The following is a 19,463-nucleotide window of genomic DNA, read 5'->3' on the forward strand; positions in this document are numbered from 1 at the left end:
ATATGCTGGCACATCAAATATCGGCCACCGCCGGAACAGGCGACCGCCATGACGGAGACGATCTCGTGAACAGCGTCCTGGCGAACATCGCCTTGGTCATGCTCTTCGTACTGATCGGGGGATTCTTCGCCGCGGCCGAGATGGCCATGGTCTCCCTCAGGGAGAGCCAGGTCAGACGGCTCGACACCCAGGGTCGCAGGGGGGCGAGGGCGGCCAAGCTCGCCCGCGACCCCAACCGCTTCCTGTCCGCGGTGCAGATCGGCGTCACCGTGGCGACCATGCTCTCGGCCGCCTTCGGCGCCGACACCCTCGCCCGGGACCTCATCCCCGTGGTGACCGGCTGGGGGGTGCCGGAGGCCGTGACGGCCCCGCTCTCCCTGGTGCTGGTGACGCTGGCGATCTCGTACGCCTCGCTGGTCCTCGGCGAGCTGGCCCCCAAACGGATCGCCAGGCAGCGCGCCGAGGGGATCTCCCTGCTGGTCGCGCCGTTCCTCGACCGGATGGCCGCGCTGTCGCGGCCGATCATCTGGGCGCTGTCCAAGTCCACCGACGGGGTCGTCAAGCTGCTCGGCGGCGACCCGGACGCCGACCGCGAGGAGATCTCCACCGAGGAACTGCGCGACATGGTGGTGGGCCACCAGGAGCTCACCGCCGACGAGCGCCACCTGATCGGGGAGGTGTTCGCGGCGGGCAAGCGGCAACTCCGCGAGGTGATGCTGCCGCGCACCGAGGTGGAGTTCATGTCCGCCGACACGCGGCTGGCCGAGGCGGCGATCCTGGCCGCGGCCATGCCGCACTCCCGTTTCCCCGTCTACCGCGACTCCTACGACGACGTCGTGGGCTTCGTCCACATTCGCGACCTGCTCGACCCGGTGCTGACCGGGTCCATCGAGCCGATCAGCGAGCTGGTGCCGATCCGCCCGGTCAAGCTGGTCCCCACCAGCAAGCGGCTGATGGCCACGCTGTCGGAGATGCGCAGGGAGGGCCACCACCTGGCGATCGTGGTCGACGAGTACGGCGGCACGGCGGGCATCGTCACCCTGGAGGATCTCGTCGAGGAGCTGATCGGCGACATCCGCGACGAGCACGACGTGGCGGACGAGCACGTCGCGCTGCCCGCCGGGGAGGTCGAGCTCGACGGGCTGGCCAACCTCGACGAGGTGGCGACCGAGAGCGGGATCCGTCTGGCCGACGGCCCGTACGAGACCCTCGGCGGGTTCGTCATGTGGGCGCTCGGCCACCTTCCCGCGCTGGGGGAGCGGGTGGAGATCCCGGGATTCGACCTGACGGTCACCGAGATGGACGGGCGCAGGGTCGCCCGGGTGAGGATCAAACGGAGCACGTCGCGGCCGGAGGCGCCGCCCGCGCCCGACAGCTGACGGGGAGCGCCCCGCGTGAGCGGGGCCCGTGATGGGGGTTCTTCGGCGAGGCCGCGAGCGAGGCCGTGGGCGGGGTCCGCGGGCGGGGTGCCGTGATCGGCGCGCCAACCACTCCCGGTAGCTGACAGAATTGGCTGCTATGGCCAGTCCTCGTGTCCTGTCGGGAATCCAGCCGACCGCAGACTCCTTCCACCTGGGAAACTACCTCGGTGCCATCAGGCAGTACGTCGCCATGCAGGAGGGGTACGACGCCTTCTACTGCGTCGTCGACCTGCACGCGATCACCGTGGACTACCAGCCGGACGTGCTGCGCAGGCGTTCCAGGGTCGCCGCGGCCCAGCTCTTCGCGGCCGGTCTCGACCCCGAGCGCTCCACGGTCTTCGTGCAGAGCCACGTCCGTGAGCACACCGAGCTGGCCTGGGTGCTGATCTGCCTCACCGGCATGGGCGAGGCCGGGCGGATGACCCAGTTCAAGGACAAGGCGGCCAAGGCCGGTGAGAGCTCGGCGAGCGTCGGGCTGTTCACCTACCCGATCCTGCAGGCGGCCGACATCCTGCTCTACCAGGCCAACCGGGTTCCGGTCGGCGCGGACCAGAAGCAGCACCTGGAGCTCACCCGCGACCTCGCGCAGCGCTTCAACCACCGCTTCGGCGAGACCTTCACGCTGCCGGAGCCGCACATCGTCAAGGGGGTCGAGAAGATCACCGACCTCCAGGAGCCCACGGCGAAGATGTCGAAGTCGTCCTCCTCGCCCACCGGGATCCTGGACCTGCTGGAGCAGCCGGGACCGCTCCGCAAGAAGATCATGCGCGCGGTCACCGACACCGGCTCCGAGGTCCTCGCCGACGACGAGAACAAGCCCGGCGTCACCAACCTGCTGCGCATCCAGTCCGCGCTGAGCGGCGTCGCGATCCCCGAGCTGGAGGCCCGCTACGCCGGGCAGGGGTACGGCACGTTCAAGAAGGACGTGGCCGAGCTCGTGGTCGACACCTTCACCCCGATCCGCGAGCGCACCGAGAAGCTGCTCGCCGACGAGGCCGAGCTCGACCGGATGCTCGCCGTCGGGGCCACCCGGGCCCGCGCGGTGGCCGCCGAGACCATGGCCAGGGTGCGCGACCGGGTGGGGTTCCTGCCCACCCCGTGATCCTCCTTCGCGCGGCCCGGGCGGGGTTCCCGCCCGGGCCGCGACGTTCTCCCGTACGGCCGGAGTCTCCTTCGCAGTAGGGCTCCGGCGGCCTCCCGTCCGCTCCGTGGTCCCCTGTGCGCGCACGGCCGCCTTTCCGCCGCCGTCCACGGTCGGGACGGCGGCGATTGGGTAGGGGGCGCACGTGACAAGCGTGCTGGAACGTATCCAAGCGGCCCGTGAGCGGTTCGGAAGGACACTCGGCACGGCCCGGGTCAGGTGGCACTGGCTCGATCACCTGGTCAGGACCTTCCAGCGCTACCAGATCCAGTCCGGCGACCGGCTCGCCGGAGCGGTCAGCTACTTCGCCTTCCTGTCCTTTTTCCCGATCATCGCGCTGGCCTTCGCGGTCTTCGGCTACTTCCTCTCCACCAGGCCCGAAGCCACCCAGGCCCTGCAGACGGCGATCAACCAGTACCTGCCCGGCCTCGCCGACAAGCTGCCGATCAAGCAGATCGCCGACTCCCGGACCAGCGCCGGGATCATCGGCCTGCTCGGGCTCCTCTACGCCGGGCTCGGCGCGATCGACGCCCTGCGCGGCGCGCTGCGCGAGATCTCCATGACGACCGAGGCGCCGCTCAACTTCGCCCTGGCCAAGCTGAGAGACCTGGCCGCACTCGTGATCGTCGGCACGACGATGGTGGCGTCGGTGCTGGTCGCCGGTTTCGCCACCCAGGCCAGCGGGGTCGTGGCCGGATGGCTCGGCCTGTCGGGGTCGGTGGTGGCCACCGCCACGATCTGGCTGGCCGGGCTGGCGGTCAGCGTGCTCACCGACGTCGTCGTCTTCCTGGTCATCCTGCGCGGGCTGGGCCGGTCCAGGCAGCCGTGGCGGGTGCTGCTGCGCGGAGCCCTGCTCGGCGCGGCCGGTTTCGCCCTGCTCAAGCAGCTCGCCGCACTGATCCTCTCGGGCACCCTGAACAACCCCGTCTACGGGGTGTTCGCCGTGGTGGTCGGCCTGCTGGTCTGGATCAACTTCTCGGCCCGGGTGATCATGTACGCCGCCGCCTGGACCGCGACCGCCTCCCTGGGCCCTCCGCCCGACCCCACCCCGGTCCCGGCGACCGCCATCCGCGCCTGAACGCCCGGCGTCACGGGAGATCCACCCCTCGGCATATCCTGCTTTCCGATATATGCTGCTAAGCATGACTCCAAGGACGATGACGGAGCCCGCGTTCCTCATCCTCACCGCGCTGGTCGACGAGCCGTGTCACGGCTACGGCATCGTGCGGGAGGTCGAGCGGCTGTCCGGCGGGCGGGTCCAGCTCAAGGTCGGCACGCTCTACGGCGTGCTCGACCGGCTGGCGGGTGACGGGCTGGTCGCCCTCGACCGCGAGGAGGTCCAGCAGGGGCGGCTGCGCCGCTACTACCGGCTCACCGACTCCGGGTCGCGGACGCTGGAGGCCGAGGCCGTCAGGCTCGCGGAGAACGCCAGGACCGCCGTCGACCGGCTCCGCGCCCGGCACGGCCGGCCGGCCGCCGCCGGAGGCCCCGCGTGAGGGCGGGCGTGAAGTCCCGCTTGAGGGCGGGCGTGAGGTTCCGCGTGATGGCGAGTGAGGGAACGAGCGGGAGGGTGGCGCGCCGATGAGTCTGCTGGAGGAGCGCTACCGTCACTGGCTGCGCCTGCTGCCCGCCTCCTATCGCGCCGAGCGCGAGGAGGAGATGGTCTCGGTGTTCCTGGAGGGTTCGCCCGACGTCTCCGACGCCGACGGGCCCCGGCCTCGCTGGTCGGAGATCGCCAGCGTCGCCGCGCTGGCGGCCCGGGTCCGTCTCGGGGGAGCGGGTCACACGGTGCCGAGGTTCCTCGCGTGGGGAGAGACGGTCCGCCTCGTCGCCCTGCTGGGGGTGGGCTTCCAGGCGTTGCTCGGAGCCCTCGCCGCCACGGCCACGCTGCGCATGTACGGGGTGATCGGCGAGGCCCGGCCCCTGCTCGCCCAGGTGGCCGGGCCCCCGGGCTCACCCGAGCGGCTCGTGGCCGTCCTGGGAGGCCTCACGGGCGCGCTCTGGTTCGCCCCGCTCGTGGCGCTCATCGCCGGGCGTCCGCGCGCCGCCAGGGCACTGGCGCTCCTCGCGCTCGCGCTGAAGCTGCCGTTCCTGCTCCAGGAGCGCGTGGACGTCTTCCTGTGGAGCGCGCTGATCGGCCTGCTGCCGTCCCTGGTCACGGTGCTGGCCCTGTGGGCCGGTTTCCACCGGGACGCGCGGCTCGTGCGCCGGCCGCTGTGGCTCCTGCTGCCTCCCCTCGCCGCCGGTGCCGCCCTCGTCGCGCTGTACGAGGCGGTCGCGTCCCCCACGACCACCGCCTGGATATGGCCGTGGCTGGACGATCCCGGCCTGGCGAGCGCGCTCATCCTGGGCGCGGGCGCCGCGTACGCCTGCGTGCACGTGTACGTACCCGCGCGGCGCACCCCGTCGTGGCCGCTGGCCCTGGCGATCCTGGCGCTGCCGGTGCTGTGCGTCCGTCTGGCCGAGCTGAACTACGGCGCCGACCTCGCCGACGAGACGAGCCGGATCATCACATTCGGAATGTTCGGCCAGGCGGCTCTGCTCCTGGCCTTCGTCGCCTGGAGCGCCGTCCTGGGGGTCAGGACACTCCCGGCCGCACCGGCCCGGAGCCGCGGGGGACCGGCCGAGGGGTGACCGAGCCGCCGGGGGCGGGCGAGCAGTCGCGGCGGGGCGCCCCCCGGCCCGGGGCGGACACCCCGGGCACGACGAGGGCCACCGGATCACCGCTCCCGGTGGGAGCGCCTGCGCAGGCCGTACGTCAGCCAGGCCAGGCCGCCGAGCAGGGCGGCGCCGAGGGCGTAGTAGCCGACCGGGACGCCCTCGTCGGCGGGTCTGCCGGCCGCCGCCGGGTCCTGCGCGGAGACGGGGGCCGGGGCGGAGGGAGGCGCCGAGGCGGCGGGCCCGGTGGGCAGCGGGGCGGGCTCGGGGACCGGGTCGACCAGCTTTCCGACCGGGAGGACCTTGCCGCGGTTGGCGAAGCCCCAGTCGAGCAGGTCGGCGACCTCCTCCCAGAAGTAGCCGTCGTGACGCATGATCGACACGATGACGGTGTGGCCGTTGCGCTTGGCGGCGCCGACGAAGCTGCCCAGGGCCTTGGACGTCCAGCCGTTCTTGACGCCGATCATGCCCTTGTAGCGCCAGAGCAGCCTGTTGTGGTTGCCGATCTCGTAGTAGCCCTTGGGAGCCGGGAACTTATCGGTCTTTGTGCTGATATATCGACGAAAATCGGCGTTGGCCAGGCCGGCGCGGGCGATCAGCGCCAGGTCGTAGGCCGAGCTGCTCTGCCCCGGCTTGTCCAGCCCGCTCGGCGTCTTGGCCACCGTGTCGAACGCCTGCAGGCGCTTGGCCTCGGCGTTCATGTCCGCCAGGGTCGCGGCCAGGCCGCCGTTGGCCTCGGCCAGCGCCATCGCGCAGTCGTTGCCCGAGACGAGCATCAGCGCCTTGAACAGGTCCTCGACGGTGTAGAGGGGCTTGGGGACCAGGCCGACCGCGCTGCCCTCCTCGTTCACGGCACGCCTGCTCGGCGTGATCTTCCGGTCCTTGTCCAGCTTCGGGATCAGGGTGAGGGCGGTCAGCGCCTTCAGCGTGCTCGCGGGAAGGTAGCGCCCGTGGGCGTCCTTGGCGGCCAGCACCTCACCGCTCTCGGCGTCGGCGATCACGTACGACTTCGCGGCCGTCCTGGGAGGGGCCTTCACGCCCGCGGGGACGACGAGGCCCCGCCCCCCGAGCCGGGAACCGCCGACCGGCTCCCGCTCACGGCGCGCGCCCGGCCCCTTCGCCGAAACGGCGCCCGCGCGTGGACCCGGCGAACCGGCGCCCGTACGCGAATCCAGCGCGCCGGCGCCTGTCCGCGCGTCCGCGCGCAGGTCGAGCCGGCCGTTCGCGGGCGCGTCCGCGACCCGGGCCTGTGCGGGCGCGCCAAGGAGGGCGGTCGCCGCGAGCAGCACCCCAACGGGCGCGACATGTTTGATCCCCATGATGATCTCAGGGTAGCTTCGTACCGGTTCGCATGGAGTTACAGGTGCCCTGACCAGGTACGAACCACTCGGCGGAATACTGACATCATGCAAATAACGCGAAAGATGGCCGCTTTTCTGATCGGCCTTGCCGCTTTCATGATCTTCGAATGGATCACCCTTGGCTTCAACCTCGCGGACGGCCATCCGACGGCCTTCTACGTGGTCCACGGAATCCTGATCGCCGTCAACCTCGTGCTGGCGGCCGTGCTCGGCGTGATCGGCCTACGCTGTCTGGCGCAGCGTGGCCAGCGTCCTCCGGTGTAGCTCGGCGGCCTCCTCCGCGGAGTCGCCGATGCTGGTGAACCCGAGCTTGCCGTACTTCGGGATCCCGCCCAGCATGTGCAGCACGTTCCCGGTGCGGCGCTCGCGGTCGAAGCCCAGGCCCTCGTCGTGGACCAGCTTGACCACCTCACCCGGGGTGCGGCCCCGCAGGGCGGGCGCGGCGCAGTTGTCCGTCGCCACGTAGTACTTCGGCCGGCCCGCGTGCACGAGCGTGCCGGTCCCCGGGTCGTACGACGCGCCGGTGGTCAGGACCGCGGCGCCGAACGGGTGGGTGGTGCCGCCGATGCGCAGGTTGATCTCGCACATCAGCGTGCGATAGCCGCCGTCGGTCTTGACGGCGAAGAAGTCGATGCCGAACAGTCCCACCACGCCGCGGCCCGCGAGGATCCTGGCGATCCGCTCCGCGTGCGCGCCCAGCTCGGCCCGGTACTCCTGCCGGGCGGGGAAGGTGCAGCCCTGGTAGACGTCGCCGTTGGGGCCGCCGAGGATCTGCTCGTGGGTGGCGACCACGTCGTACACGCCGCCGGGGGTGATCCGTGCCAGCGCGCTGGGGGAGTACAGGGGCCGGTCCTCGATGAACTCCTCGATCACCGCTCCCCGCTCGGCGACCTTCTCGGCGAACGTCGTCCAGTTCTCGTCCGACGCGGAGAAACTCGTGGGACAGGAGGCGAGCGGCCGGTCGCCCTTGGTCACGATGGCGTTGCCGAGTCCCGAGTAGCTGTTGTTGAGCTTGACCATCAGCTTGCTCGTGGGACCCATCGCGCGCGCGGCGTGCTCCACCTCGATCAGCGAGCGCAGGTCGCCGAAGCCCCTGACCAGCGGCACCCCGGCCTCGTCGCCGATCGTGCGTCCGCCGCTCTTGGAACCCAGGTGGGCCAGGGCGGTGGCGGGGCCGTACACCGGCAGGGAGAGGATCCCGGCGAGGCGCTCCTCGTACTCGCTCACCACGAACGGCACCATCCAGGCGGCCCTGCCGTTGCCGCCGTTGCCGCCGTTGCCGCCGTCCCCGGCGGTGGCGTCGCCCTCCCGGTGGCCGCCGAGGGCGGCGCGGATGCGCGCGATCGCGTCCGGGCGGCGCAGCAGCGCCTCGGTGAGCGGATGCGTGTCGGGATCATCCAAACTGATCATCTGCAGGCGCGTGCGGGCCTCGTCGGGATCGTCGAGGAAACCCAGGTAGTAGTCCACGACCGCACTGTCCACCGGCGTCGAGGTGAGGTAGACGACCTCGACTTTCGGCTTCCTCAGGGTGAGGAGGAGAAACAGCAGCCGCTCCTCGTAGCAGAGGGGACCGGTGATCCTGCGCAGCTCATCCTGGGGAAGCGACAACGAGGGAAGGACCACCAGGGTCCCCTCGTCCGGTTCAAATATGCTCAAACGCGACTGCCTCTCCCCGAATGGGATGTTAGCGATCATGTGAGGAGTGAAACACGCATTCCTCCCGTTTGCATCACTCCGCCGGGTTCGATGACCGGCACCTGAGGTCACGTAAATTGCCAGGTCGGCGACGTTTGGAAATGGCCCGGGGGCTACCGCCTCCCGGATCCTCCACCCCCCTGCCTAGCCATCGTCTCATAGTCAATTTGGGCTATCTTTCCTGGTCCTTCCGGGTCGGAAGGTGTACGAGTGGGGCATGGGGCGACAAAACATTTGGCCTGGATGTCGGCGAGCTGCTCGGGGGGAGGGATAAAGTCGTTGTCATCGCCAACGCGACGGCTTCTCCGGGTCACCGGCCTGCCGTTTTCGCGTCGGTGACCGACCAGCCCGCGCTGATGCGGCCCGTGAGACCCCACTCCGGCCCGTCGGCGCGGCGATCGCTTTTTTTCGAGACTGCCTCATGGGTTTCGAGATCCTGGGCAGTGGCACGGTGCGTCGAGGATCCAGGCCCGCCGGCGCAGATGGGACGGTGAGCAATGCGGGGGCGTAATTTGCGGGGAGAACTCGACACGTTCCTCGCCGGTCGCGAGCAGGAACTGATCAACTTCCGTCGAGACCTGCACATGCATCCCGAGCTCGCGTTCGCCGAATACCGCACGACGCAGCGCGTCGCCGAGCGCCTGACCGCCGCGGGGCTGGTCCCCTCGGTGCTGCCGCGCGGCACCGGCCTGCTCTGCGACGTCGGCAGCGGCGACGGCCCGACCGTGGCGCTGCGGGCCGACATCGACGCGCTGCCCGTGCCGGACGAGAAGGACGTCTCCTACAGCTCGACGGTCCCCGGTGTGTGCCACGCCTGCGGCCACGACGTGCACACCGCGATCCTGCTCGGCACCTCGCTCTTCCTCGCCCAGCAGGCCGAGGCCGGTCTGCTGCCCGGCCGGGTCCGGCTGATCTTCCAGCCCGCCGAGGAGCTTCCCGGCGGCGCGCTGGAGGTGATGGCCTCGGGCGGCATCAGCGGCGTCGACCGCATCTTCGGCCTGCACTGCGACCCGCGGCTGGACGTCGGCAAGGTCGGCCTCAAGGCCGGTCCCATCACCTCGGCCTGCGACAGGGTCACGATCAGGGTGAGCGGTCCCGGCGGGCACACCGCCCGGCCGCACCTCACCGCCGACCTCGTCTTCGCGCTCGCCAAGATCCTCACCGAGCTGCCCGCCGCGCTCTCGCGCCGGATCGACCCCCGCTCCTCGCTCAGCCTGGTCTGGGGCCGGGTCGAGGCGGGCTCGGTGGCCAACGCCATCCCGGACGACGGCGTCGCCGAGGGCACCGTGCGCTGCCTGGACGAGGCGGCCTGGCACGCGGCCCCCGACATGATCAAGTCGCTGCTGGAGTCGGTCGCCGGCGCGTACGGCGTCGAGGCCGAGATGGACTACGTGCGCGGCGTGCCGCCGGTGGTCAACGACAAGGTCAGCGTGCAGATGCTGGCCGAGGCCGCCGAGGGCGTGCTCGGCGAGGGCGCTCCGGTGCCGACGGAGCAGAGCCTGGGCGGCGAGGACTTCGGCTGGTACCTGGAGTCCATTCCCGGCGCGTTCGCCAGGCTCGGCACCCGCGAGCCGGGGTCGGCGCACCTGGCCGACATCCACCAGGGCACCTTCGACGTGGACGAGACCGCCATCGGCGCCGGGGTGCGTTTCCTGGCGGCGACCGCGCTGACGGCCCTGTGGGAGGGGCAGCGTCCCATCGCGGGCGAGCCGCTCATGGCCCTGAACGCCGACAACTAGTCAATTCTGACATCTAGTCAGCTGAAAAGTCCGGACATATCCTGAGGAGCCGGTCGATGATCCCCGAAGACGATCGTCGACCGCCGGACAGGAGTGCCAACGCCAGGCTGCGGCGGCCATCCAGGGCTACCGGCGGGTAGTCCCGCCCCGCTTCCCGGGTCACAAGGTGGCGTGAGCTGGATAACGGACCTGTTGCGGACTTGTGTGCTGGTTTGGTCAACCCTGATGGACCAACTATCTTCCGTGCAGGGTTGCCGTGCGTCTCTTCGCGCGTGCACTGAAACGCGAAGGGAGTCCATCTTGCTTCAGAACCGATTCGGCAAGCTGGCCGCGACCGCACTGGCGGGCAGCATGCTCATGGGAGCTGCCGCGTGTGGTGGAAGCGAGGAACCGGCCACGTCGGCTCAGCCGAGCGGGGCCGCCAGCAGTGCGGCGCCGGCCGCGACGGGACCGAAGGTCGGTCTCGCCTACGACATCGGCGGGCGTGGCGACCAGTCGTTCAACGACTCCGCGGCGGCGGGCATCGACAAGGCCAAGGCCGAGCTGGGCCTGGCCGAGGTCAGCGAGCTGGAGGCCGGCAACGGCGAGACCGAGGCGGCCAAGGAGGAGCGGCTCCGCCTGCTCGCCGACGGCGGCTTCAACCCGATCATCGCCGTGGGCTTCGCGTACTCCAACCCGGTCAAGAAGGTCGCGACCGAGTTCCCCGACGTCAAGTTCGCGATCGTCGACGACGCGGCGGCCGCCGCGCCCAACATCTCGAACCTGCTGTTCGCCGAGCACGAGGGTTCCTTCCTGGTCGGCGCCGCCGCGGCGCTGAAGAGCAAGAAGAACCACGTGGGCTTCGTCGGCGGCGTCCAGGTGCCGCTGATCAACAAGTTCGAGGCCGGATTCGCCGCGGGCGCCAAGGCGGTCAAGTCCGACGTGAAGATCGAGGTCAAGTACCTCACCCAGCCGCCGGACTTCACCGGCTTCAGCGACCCGGCCAAGGGCAAGACCGCGGCCGAGGGCATGTTCGACGCGGGTGCCGACGTGGTCTACCAGGCCGCGGGCGGCTCCGGTGGCGGCGTGTTCGAGGCGGCCAAGGCCGCCAAGGGCCTGGCCATCGGCGTCGACTCCGACCAGGCGAAGACCGCCGCCCCCGAGCTGCAGAGCGTCATCGCGACCTCGATGCTCAAGAAGGTCGACGTCGCCGTCTTCGACTTCCTGAAGAGCTTCACCACCAACTCCGTGAAGTCGGGCAGCACGATCTACGACCTCAAGGCCAACGGCGTCGACTACTCCACCACCGGTGGCCAGGTCGACGACATCAAGGCCAAGCTCGACGAGTACAAGCAGAAGATCATCTCCGGCGAGATCACCGTTCCGGACAAGACCTCCTGACCTGGTACTAATGAGGGGCCCGGTGGACATTTCCCCCGGGCCCTTTGTCCTCTCTGACCACCACGTTCCGTATCGGGGCATCCGTACGGAGGAGGCCGTCATCAGCACCTCGGCACCGGCCGTCGAGCTCGAGGGAATCACCAAACGATTCCCCGGCGTCGTCGCCAACCGCGACATCTCCCTATCCGTACGGCAGGGGCACGTGCACGCCGTCGTCGGCGAGAACGGCGCGGGCAAGTCCACCCTCATGAAGATCCTGTACGGCATGCAACGCCCGGACGAGGGACGGATCCGCGTCAACGGCCAGGACGTGAGCTTCCGCTCCCCCGGGGAGGCGATCGCCGTGGGCATCGGCATGGTCCACCAGCACTTCATGCTGGCCGACAACCTGACCGTGCTGGAGAACGTGATCCTCGGCAGCGAGCCCCGCAAGGGCGGGATCGCCCTCGACTTCGGCGCCGCGCGAAAGAGGATCCGGGAGATCTCCGACTCCTACGGCCTCGGCATCGACCCCGACGTCACCGTCGAGGACCTGGGCGTCGGGGCCCGCCAGCGGGTGGAGATCCTCAAGGTCCTCTACCGGGGCGCCCGGATCCTCATCCTGGACGAGCCGACCGCCGTGCTCGTGCCGCAGGAGGTCGACGAGCTCTTCGCCAACCTGCGAGAGCTGGTCCGCGAGGGCCTGACGATCATCTTCATCTCGCACAAGCTGGACGAGGTGCTCTCGGTCGCCGACGCCATCACCGTCATCCGGCGCGGCACGACCGTGGCCAGCGTGGATCCCAAGGACGTGACCGCCAGGCAGCTGGCCGAGCTGATGGTCGGCAGCGAGCTGCCCAGCCCGGAGACCCGCGAGTCCACCGTCACCGACGTGGTGGCGCTGTCGGTGCGCGGCCTGAACGTCCACTCGGCCGAGGACCGCTGCGTCGTGGACGGCGTCACCTTCGACATCCGCAAGGGCGAGGTGCTCGGCATCGCCGGGGTCGAGGGCAACGGCCAGGCCGAGCTGGTCGAGGCCATCATGGGCATGCGCGCGGCCGAGGGCGAGATCCGCCTCGGCGAGCACGACATCTCCGCCTGGACGACGCTGCGCCGCCGCGAGGCCGGCATCGGCTACATCCCCGAGGACCGTCACCGGCACGGCCTGCTGCTGGAGGCCCCGCTCTGGGAGAACCGGATCCTCGGCCACCAGACCCGGCGGCCCAACGTCAAGGGCCCCTGGATCGACCGCGCGGGAGCGCGCGAGGACACCCGGCGCATCGTCGAGGAGTACGACGTGCGGACCCCGGGCATCGACGTGGACGCCGCGGCCCTGTCCGGCGGCAACCAGCAGAAACTGATCGTCGGCCGGGAGATGAGCGGGGAGCCGGTCTTCCTGATCGCGTCCCACCCGACGCGCGGCGTCGACGTGGGCGCCCAGGCCGCGATCTGGGACCACCTGCGCGCGGCGCGCGCCGCGGGCCTGGCGGTCCTGCTGATCTCGGCCGACCTCGACGAGCTCATCGGCCTGTCGGACACCCTGAAGGTGATCCTGCGCGGCCGGATCGTCGCCGAGGTGGATCCCAAGGACGTGACACCCGAGCAGCTCGGTTCGGCCATGACGGGTGCTGGAGAGGCGGCATGAACACCCACGTAGCGCACACGCCCCCGGGGACGCGCGGATGAGCCAGGAAAGATCCACCTTCGCCGACCGGCTGCTCGGACGGGTCTCGCCGGCGGGGCTGCTCTCGCTCGCCGCCCCGCTCGTCGCCATCGTGTTCGCGGCGCTGATCACCATGGTCATCCTGGCGATCACCGGCGCCCCGCCGCTCGACACGCTGGTCGTCATGGGCGAGTACGGCATCCGGCCGCGCTCGATCGTGCTGACCCTGAACTACGCGACGACCTACTACCTGTCCGCGCTCGCGGTGGCGATCGGGTTCAGGATGAACCTCTTCAACATCGGCGTCGACGGCCAGTACCGCCTGGCGGCGCTCACCGCCGCGGCCGTCGGCGGCGCGGTCACCCTGCCCGCCCCCCTGCACGTCGCGCTGATCATGTTCGTCGCCGTGCTGGTCGGCGCGGGATGGGCGGCGATCGCCGGGCTGCTCAAGGTGCGGCGCGGGGTGAGCGAGGTCATCTCCACGATCATGCTGAACGCCATCGCCACCGCGCTCGGTGCCTGGCTGCTCAACAAGGAGCGCCTCGCGGTCGAGGTCGCGGGCAGCAACAACATCGGGACCAAGCCGATCGGCCCCTCCGGCCAGGTGCCCGGCATGGAGATCATCGCCGGCACCCAGACGAAGGTGTTCGGCCTGATCATCCTGTCGGTCGTGATGGGCGTCCTCTACCACGTGGTGATCAACCGGACCCGCTTCGGCTTCGACCTGCGCGCCACCGGCCGCTCGGAGACGGCCGCGGTGGCCAGCGGCGTCAACGTCAAGCGGATGATCCTCGTCTCGATGGTCCTGTCCGGCGCGATGGCGGGCCTGGTCGGCATGCCGCAACTGCTCGGCGCCTCCTACAGCTACAGCCTGGACTTCCCCACCGGGCTCGGTTTCACCGGCATCGCGATCGCGCTGCTCGGCCGCAACCACCCGGTCGGCATCGCGTTCGGCGCCCTGCTGTGGGCCTTCCTCGACACCTCCGCGGGCATCCTGCAGATCAAGAAGATCTCCCCGGACATCGTCACCATCATGCAGGGCACGATCGTGCTCTCGGTGATCATCGCCTACGAGCTGGTCCACCGTTACCAGATCTCCGCCGAGCAGCGCCGGGTGAGCCGCCAGCTGGCGGGCACCACCCCGACCAGGGAAGGAACGCCGGCATGAGCCAGGGAGCCCTCACCACGCCGGAGGCTCCCTTCGTGGAGCCGAAGACCCCCGCCCGCAGGTTCAGGGTCACCTGGCGGGTCCTGCTGCTCGCCCTCGGCGCGCTCGTCCTGCTGCTCTCGTTCGCGCGGACCGTCACCGGCGCCGTCGACCTCACCTCCGCGGGCGCGATCAACGCCTCCGTCGCGCTGGCCATCCCCATCGGCCTGGCCGGTCTGGGCGGCCTGTGGGCCGAGCGGGCCGGGGTGGTCAACATCGGCCTCGAAGGCATGATGATCCTGGGCACCTGGTGCGGCGCCTGGGGCGCGCTCCAGTTCGGCAACCCCTGGGCGGGCGTTCTCGCGGGCGCGATCGGCGGGGCGCTGGGCGGCCTGCTGCACGCGGTCGCCACCGTGACGTTCGGCGTCGACCACATCATCTCCGGTGTCGCGATCAACATCCTGGGCCTGGGCGTCACCCAGTTCCTGTCCAAGGTCACCTTCGCCGAGATGCCGGGCGGCGGCGACTCCCAGTCGCCCCCGGTGCCCAAGCCCGGCGTGGTGAGCGTGCCGTGGGTCGGGGATCCGCTCAGGACGCTGGAGGCCAAGCAGTGGTTCCTGCTGTCGGACGTCGCGGGCATCCTGCGCGGCCTGACCACGAACGTCTCGCTGCTGACGATCCTGGCGATCCTGCTCGTCCCGCTCTCGTACTACCTGCTGTGGCGTACGGCGTTCGGCCTGCGCCTGCGCTCCTGCGGGGAGAGCCCGGTGGCCGCGGAGTCGCTGGGCGTCAACGTCTACACCTACAAGTACATCGCGGTGCTCGTCTCCGGCGCCCTGGCGGGCCTGGGCGGCGCGTTCCTGGCGCAGGTGGCCGCCAGCGCCTACCGCGAGGGACAGACCGGCGGGCGCGGCTTCATCGGCCTCGCCGCCATGATCTTCGGTAACTGGCGGCCGGGAGGGCTGGCCGGGGGCGCCGTGCTGTTCGGCTACACCGACGCGCTCCAGCTGCGCAGGGGTGGCGAGTCGGTGCACGCGCTGCTGCTCGTGGTGACGATCCTGCTCGCCGCGGTCGCCGTCTACCAGCTCGTACGGCAGAACCGGACGCGGGCCGCGCTGATCACCGGGGTCGCGGCGGTCGCCGTGTTCGTGGTGTTCGCGCTGACCGACTCCGTCCCCTCGGAGTTCACCTCCGTCACCCCGCACATCACCACGCTGCTGGTGCTGTCGCTGGCGGCGCAGCGGCTCCGCCCGCCGGCCGCCGACGGCGTGCCGTACCGCAGGGGACAGGGCAAGTGACCATCACGCGGCACCTCACGAGCGGATCTGATTCGATGGGCACCGAGACGGGCAATGAGACGGGCGCCGAAGCGGGTGCCGAGACGGGTGGTGAGATGAGCACCGGGACGGGCATCGACTGGGCGGCGCTGAAGGCCGAGGCCGTGCGGGCCATGGGCCACGCCTACGCCCCCTACTCCAAGTTCCCGGTCGGTGCCGCCGCGCTGGTGGACGACGGGCGGATCGTGTCCGGCTGCAACGTCGAGAACGCCTCCTACGGCATCGGGCTGTGCGCCGAGTGCGGGCTGGTGTCCTCGCTGCAGGCCACCGGCGGCGGCCGTCTCGTCGCGTTCACCTGCGTCGACGGGCACGAGGAGCTCCTCATGCCGTGCGGCAGGTGCCGCCAGCTCCTGTACGAGTTCGGCGGCCCGGAACTGCTGCTGGAGACCATCGACGGCCCGAAGCCGATGGCGGAGATCCTTCCCTACGCCTTCGGGCCCGACGACCTGAGCCGGGGGGCCTGAGCATGGACGCGATCGACGTCATCGTCACCAAGAGGGACGGCAGGGAGCTGTCGGCGGAGCAGATCGACTGGGTGATCGACGCCTACACCAGGGGCGTCGTCGCCGACGAGCAGATGTCCGCGCTCGCGATGGCGATCCTGCTCAACGGCATGAACCGGCGGGAGATCGCCGAGTGGACCCAGGCCATGATCCGATCCGGGTCCAGGATGGACTGGTCGTCGCTGCCGGGGGCCACCACCGACAAGCACTCCACCGGCGGCGTCGGTGACAAGATCACGCTGCCGCTGGCGCCGCTGGTCGCCGCGTGCGGGGGGTACGTGCCCCAGCTGTCCGGCAGGGGGCTCGGCCACACCGGCGGCACCCTGGACAAGCTGGAGTCCATCCCCGGCTGGCGGGCGTCCCTGTCCAACGACGGGATGCTCGACGTGCTCGGCAAGGCCGGAGCGGTCATCTGCGCGGCCGGTGACGGCCTCGCCCCCGCCGACAAGAAGCTGTACGCGCTCCGCGACGTCACCGGCACCGTCGAGGCGATCCCGCTGATCGCCTCCTCGATCATGTCGAAGAAGATCGCGGAGGGCACCGGCGCGCTCGTCCTGGACGTCAAGGTCGGCTCCGGGGCCTTCATGAAGAACGTGGAGCAGGCCCGCGAGCTGGCCACGACCATGGTCGAGCTCGGCACCGACGCAGGGGTCAACACCGTCGCGCTGCTGACCGCGATGGACCGGCCGCTGGGCCGGGCCGTGGGCAACGCCCTGGAGGTCACCGAGTCGGTCGAGGTGCTCGCCGGAGGCGGGCCCGCCGACGTGGTCGAGCTGACCGTGCGGCTGGCGCGGGAGATGCTCCAGGCGGCGGGCCTGTCCGGGGGCAAGGACCCCGAGCGCGCCCTCGCGGACGGCTCGGCGATGGACGCCTGGCGCCGGATGATCGCCGCCCAGGGCGGCGACCCCGACGCCCTGCTGCCCAGGGCCGCCGAGACGATGGAGATCACCGTGCCCTCGTCCGGCGTGCTGTCCAGGCTCGACGCGTACGGCGTGGGCCTGGCGGCCTGGCGGCTCGGCGCGGGCCGGGAGCGCAAGGAGGACCCGGTGTCGTTCGGGGCGGGCATCGTGCTGCACGCCAAGCCGGGGGACCTGGTTCGCGCGGGGCAGCCGCTGATGACGCTGCACGCCGACGAGACCGCGCGCTTCGAGCGGGCGCTCGCCGCCCTGGAAGGCGCCTACACCGTCGGCGAGGCCGCCGACCCGGACCTGCTGCCCCTGGTGATAGACCGCGTCACCGCCTGACGCCGCCGGCCGGAACGCCCGCCCGGCCCGTCTGGCGGGCCGGGGCGCCCTTCCGTCTCGCCCGGCGGGCTAGCGGGCCGGGACGCCCTTCATGTCCGTCTCGCGGGCCGGGGCGCCCTTTTGCCCCGCGTGGCGGGCCGGTGAGCTTTGCTCCGCGTGGCGGGCCGGTGAGCCGAAGATCTCGCCGATCACGGCGCGGTGGGTGGGCAGGGCGGTCGCGTGGCGCTCGCGGCCGTCCTCGGTGATGCCGACGAAGATGCCGCGCCGGTCGTCCTCGCAGATGCGGCGGGTCACCAGGCCCGCCTTCTCCAGGCGGGCGATCAGCCGGGAGCAGGCGCTCTGGCTCAGATGGACCGCGTCGGCGATCTCCTGGACCCGGTATTTGCCCTGGCCGCCCTCGACCATCCGCTCCAGGACCTCGAACTCGCTCATGCCGAGCCGGTGCCGTTCGGAGAGCTCGCGTTCCAGCGCGCAGGCGGTCGTGGCGTACTTGGCGAGCGCCTCGCGCCACGCTCGGACCGGGTCCTCCTCGTTCATGCCGCGGATCGTACCATGCGTGAACATTAAATGCACAGACATTAAATGCTTTTGCATTAGATGTGCTTGCATGTATTGTCGGACGACATGACCTCTTCATCGACCTCGACGGCTCCACCCGATCCGTCGGTCGCACCTGTTCCAACCGCTTCACCTGCCGCTTCTGTTCCCCGGGTTCCACCGGTTCCGCCGGTCTCGCCGCCCGACGAGCGCTGGGGCGCGGGCCTGTGGGCCGCGCTCACCGTGCTCTGCGCCGTGGTCTTCCTCGACGCGCTCGACGTCTCGATGGTGGGGGTCGCCCTGCCGTCCATCCAGGCGGACCTGGGACTGTCCACGTCCTCCCTGCAGTGGGTGGTCAGCGGCTACGTGCTCGGCTACGGCGGGCTGCTCCTCCTCGGCGGCCGGACCGCCGACCTGCTCGGGCGTCGCAGGGTCTTCCTGGTCGCCCTCGCGGTCTTCGCCGTGGCCTCGCTCCTCGGCGGCCTCGTCAACGACGGCACGCTGCTGATCGCGGCCCGCTTCGTCAAGGGCGTCAGCGCCGCCTTCACCGCGCCCGCCGCGCTCTCCATCATCACCACGACCTTCGCCGAGGGACCTGCCCGCAACAGGGCTCTCAGCGTCTTCACCGCCTCCGGCGCCAGCGGGTTCTCCCTGGGCCTGGTCATCTCCGGATTCCTGACCGAGCTCGGCTGGCGCTGGACGTTCCTCATGCCCGTCCCCGTCGCGATCATCGCGCTGGTCGCGGCCCTGAAGTTCCTCCCCAAACATCGGGAGGAGCGCGCCGAGGGCGGCCACGACCTCATCGGCGCCGTCACCATCACCGGCTCCATGCTGCTGCTCGTCTACGCCGTGGTGGAGGCGCCCGGCGCGGGCTGGGGCTCGCCGCGCACGATCGCCTCGCTGCTGGGAGCCGCCCTGCTGCTGGCCGTCTTCGTCCTCACCGAGCAGCGCGTCAAGCACCCGCTGGTACGCCTCGGCATCCTGCGCTCCGGTCCGATCGTCCGCGCCAATCTGGGGCTCGTGATCCTGTTCGGCTCCTACGTCGGCTTCCAGTTCGTCGCCATGCAGTACTTCCAGAACTTCCTGCACTGGTCGGCCCTGGAGACCGCGCTGGCCTTCCTGCCCGCCGGCCTCCTGGTGGCGGTGACATCCACCAGGATGGGCAAGCTGGCCGACCGGTTCGGCACCGCCCGGCTGATCGTGATCGGCTCGGCCGCGCTGGCCGCCGGGTACGCGTTCTTCCTCCGGATCAACGGCGAGCCCAGCCTGGCCACGCTGATCATCCCCGGCATGGTCCTGCTGGGCATCGCGTTCGCCCTGTCCTTCCCCTCGCTGAACATCCAGGCCACCAACGGGGTGGCCGACGACGAGCAGGGACTGGCCTCGGGACTGCTCAACACCTCGGGACAGGTCGGCGGGGCGGTCGTGCTGGCCGTCGTGACGGCCGTCCTCACCTCGGGTACGGGCGCCGACCCGATCGGTTCCTTCCGTGCCGCGATCACGGTCTCGGGGATCCTCGCCGTGATCGGCCTGCTGATCGCCCTCACCGGCCTCCGCGCCCGCCGCACGTCCGCCGCGGCCGAGGGGGAGAGGGGGAGGGAGAAGGCGCTCGAGACCGTCTAGGTCCGGCGCGCCGCTCGCGTCGCCGTCCCGTACGG

At 70.8% G+C, this 19,463-nt stretch carries 17 protein-coding genes; 14 read left to right on the forward strand and 3 right to left on the reverse strand.

The window, feature by feature from the left end; all coding sequences use genetic code 11:
- Window positions 1-65: 65 nt before the first annotated feature.
- From ACTOQ3_RS35835 to ACTOQ3_RS35855, 5 genes are all read left to right on the forward strand, one after another.
- A complete protein-coding gene (locus tag ACTOQ3_RS35835) occupies window positions 66-1,379 on the forward strand; it encodes a hemolysin family protein (RefSeq protein WP_440087907.1) in 1,314 nt (437 codons plus the stop codon).
- 139 nt (window positions 1,380-1,518) lie between these two features.
- Window positions 1,519-2,523: a tryptophan--tRNA ligase gene (gene trpS, locus ACTOQ3_RS35840; protein WP_440087908.1), complete on the forward strand. Its 1,005-nt coding sequence runs from the start codon at window positions 1,519-1,521 to the stop codon at window positions 2,521-2,523.
- A 184-nt stretch (window positions 2,524-2,707) separates the two neighbouring features.
- Window positions 2,708-3,640, forward strand: coding sequence for a YihY/virulence factor BrkB family protein (locus ACTOQ3_RS35845; protein WP_440087909.1), 933 nt, complete (start codon window positions 2,708-2,710; stop codon window positions 3,638-3,640).
- A gap of 64 nt (window positions 3,641-3,704) precedes the next feature.
- Complete coding sequence (locus ACTOQ3_RS35850; protein WP_440087910.1) at window positions 3,705-4,058, forward strand: PadR family transcriptional regulator; 354 nt, start codon at window positions 3,705-3,707, stop codon at window positions 4,056-4,058.
- Window positions 4,059-4,143: 85 nt separating this feature from the next.
- On the forward strand, window positions 4,144-5,196 hold the full coding sequence (locus ACTOQ3_RS35855; RefSeq protein ID WP_440087911.1) for a hypothetical protein: 1,053 nt from the start codon (window positions 4,144-4,146) through the stop codon (window positions 5,194-5,196).
- An 86-nt stretch (window positions 5,197-5,282) separates the two neighbouring features.
- Here the strand turns inward: ACTOQ3_RS35855 and ACTOQ3_RS35860 are convergent, their stop codons facing one another.
- A complete protein-coding gene (locus tag ACTOQ3_RS35860; protein ID WP_440087912.1) occupies window positions 5,283-6,539 on the reverse strand; it encodes a D-alanyl-D-alanine carboxypeptidase family protein in 1,257 nt (418 codons plus the stop codon).
- A 105-nt stretch (window positions 6,540-6,644) separates the two neighbouring features.
- Between ACTOQ3_RS35860 and ACTOQ3_RS35865 the strand changes: the two genes are divergently transcribed.
- Window positions 6,645-6,845, forward strand: coding sequence for an SCO4848 family membrane protein (locus ACTOQ3_RS35865; protein WP_440087913.1), 201 nt, complete (start codon window positions 6,645-6,647; stop codon window positions 6,843-6,845).
- Here the strand turns inward: ACTOQ3_RS35865 and ACTOQ3_RS35870 are convergent.
- The gene (locus ACTOQ3_RS35870; RefSeq protein WP_440087914.1) at window positions 6,804-8,237 is read right to left on the reverse strand and encodes a peptide ligase PGM1-related protein; all 1,434 of its coding nucleotides are present in this window, start codon (window positions 8,235-8,237) and stop codon (window positions 6,804-6,806) included. The two genes, ACTOQ3_RS35865 and ACTOQ3_RS35870, sit on opposite strands and share 42 nt — an antisense overlap.
- A gap of 536 nt (window positions 8,238-8,773) precedes the next feature.
- Between ACTOQ3_RS35870 and ACTOQ3_RS35875 the strand changes: the two genes are divergently transcribed.
- The 7 genes from ACTOQ3_RS35875 (at window position 8,774) to ACTOQ3_RS35905 (ending at window position 17,268) form a co-directional block, all read left to right on the forward strand.
- Window positions 8,774-10,015 (forward strand): M20 family metallopeptidase, encoded by a 1,242-nt coding sequence (locus ACTOQ3_RS35875; RefSeq protein ID WP_440087915.1) that lies wholly within the window; start codon window positions 8,774-8,776, stop codon window positions 10,013-10,015.
- A 300-nt stretch (window positions 10,016-10,315) separates the two neighbouring features.
- Entirely contained in the window at window positions 10,316-11,395 is a 1,080-nt protein-coding gene (locus tag ACTOQ3_RS35880) for a BMP family lipoprotein (protein WP_440072578.1), read from the forward strand.
- 100 nt (window positions 11,396-11,495) lie between these two features.
- The gene (locus ACTOQ3_RS35885) at window positions 11,496-13,019 is read left to right on the forward strand and encodes an ABC transporter ATP-binding protein (protein WP_440087973.1); all 1,524 of its coding nucleotides are present in this window, start codon (window positions 11,496-11,498) and stop codon (window positions 13,017-13,019) included.
- A gap of 37 nt (window positions 13,020-13,056) precedes the next feature.
- Window positions 13,057-14,205, forward strand: coding sequence for an ABC transporter permease (locus tag ACTOQ3_RS35890; RefSeq protein ID WP_440087916.1), 1,149 nt, complete (start codon window positions 13,057-13,059; stop codon window positions 14,203-14,205).
- Complete coding sequence (locus tag ACTOQ3_RS35895; RefSeq protein WP_440087917.1) at window positions 14,202-15,482, forward strand: ABC transporter permease; 1,281 nt, start codon at window positions 14,202-14,204, stop codon at window positions 15,480-15,482. The genes ACTOQ3_RS35890 and ACTOQ3_RS35895 overlap by 4 nt, the downstream gene beginning before the upstream one ends.
- Window positions 15,483-15,577: 95 nt before the next feature.
- The gene (locus tag ACTOQ3_RS35900) at window positions 15,578-15,985 is read left to right on the forward strand and encodes a cytidine deaminase (RefSeq protein ID WP_362849937.1); all 408 of its coding nucleotides are present in this window, start codon (window positions 15,578-15,580) and stop codon (window positions 15,983-15,985) included.
- A 2-nt stretch (window positions 15,986-15,987) separates the two neighbouring features.
- On the forward strand, window positions 15,988-17,268 hold the full coding sequence (locus ACTOQ3_RS35905) for a thymidine phosphorylase (RefSeq protein ID WP_440087918.1): 1,281 nt from the start codon (window positions 15,988-15,990) through the stop codon (window positions 17,266-17,268).
- Window positions 17,269-17,337: 69 nt separating this feature from the next.
- Here the strand turns inward: ACTOQ3_RS35905 and ACTOQ3_RS35910 are convergent, their stop codons facing one another.
- Entirely contained in the window at window positions 17,338-17,805 is a 468-nt protein-coding gene (locus tag ACTOQ3_RS35910; RefSeq protein WP_440087919.1) for a MarR family winged helix-turn-helix transcriptional regulator, read from the reverse strand.
- Between the two features lie 87 nt (window positions 17,806-17,892).
- Here ACTOQ3_RS35910 and ACTOQ3_RS35915 point away from each other — a divergent pair, with 87 nt between their 5' ends.
- The gene (locus ACTOQ3_RS35915) at window positions 17,893-19,428 is read left to right on the forward strand and encodes an MFS transporter (RefSeq protein ID WP_440087920.1); all 1,536 of its coding nucleotides are present in this window, start codon (window positions 17,893-17,895) and stop codon (window positions 19,426-19,428) included.
- The last annotated feature ends 35 nt before the right edge of the window (window positions 19,429-19,463 follow it).

The organism is Streptosporangium sp. LJ11, from assembly GCF_051918945.1.
Taxonomy (GTDB): Bacteria; Actinomycetota; Actinomycetes; order Streptosporangiales; family Streptosporangiaceae; genus Streptosporangium.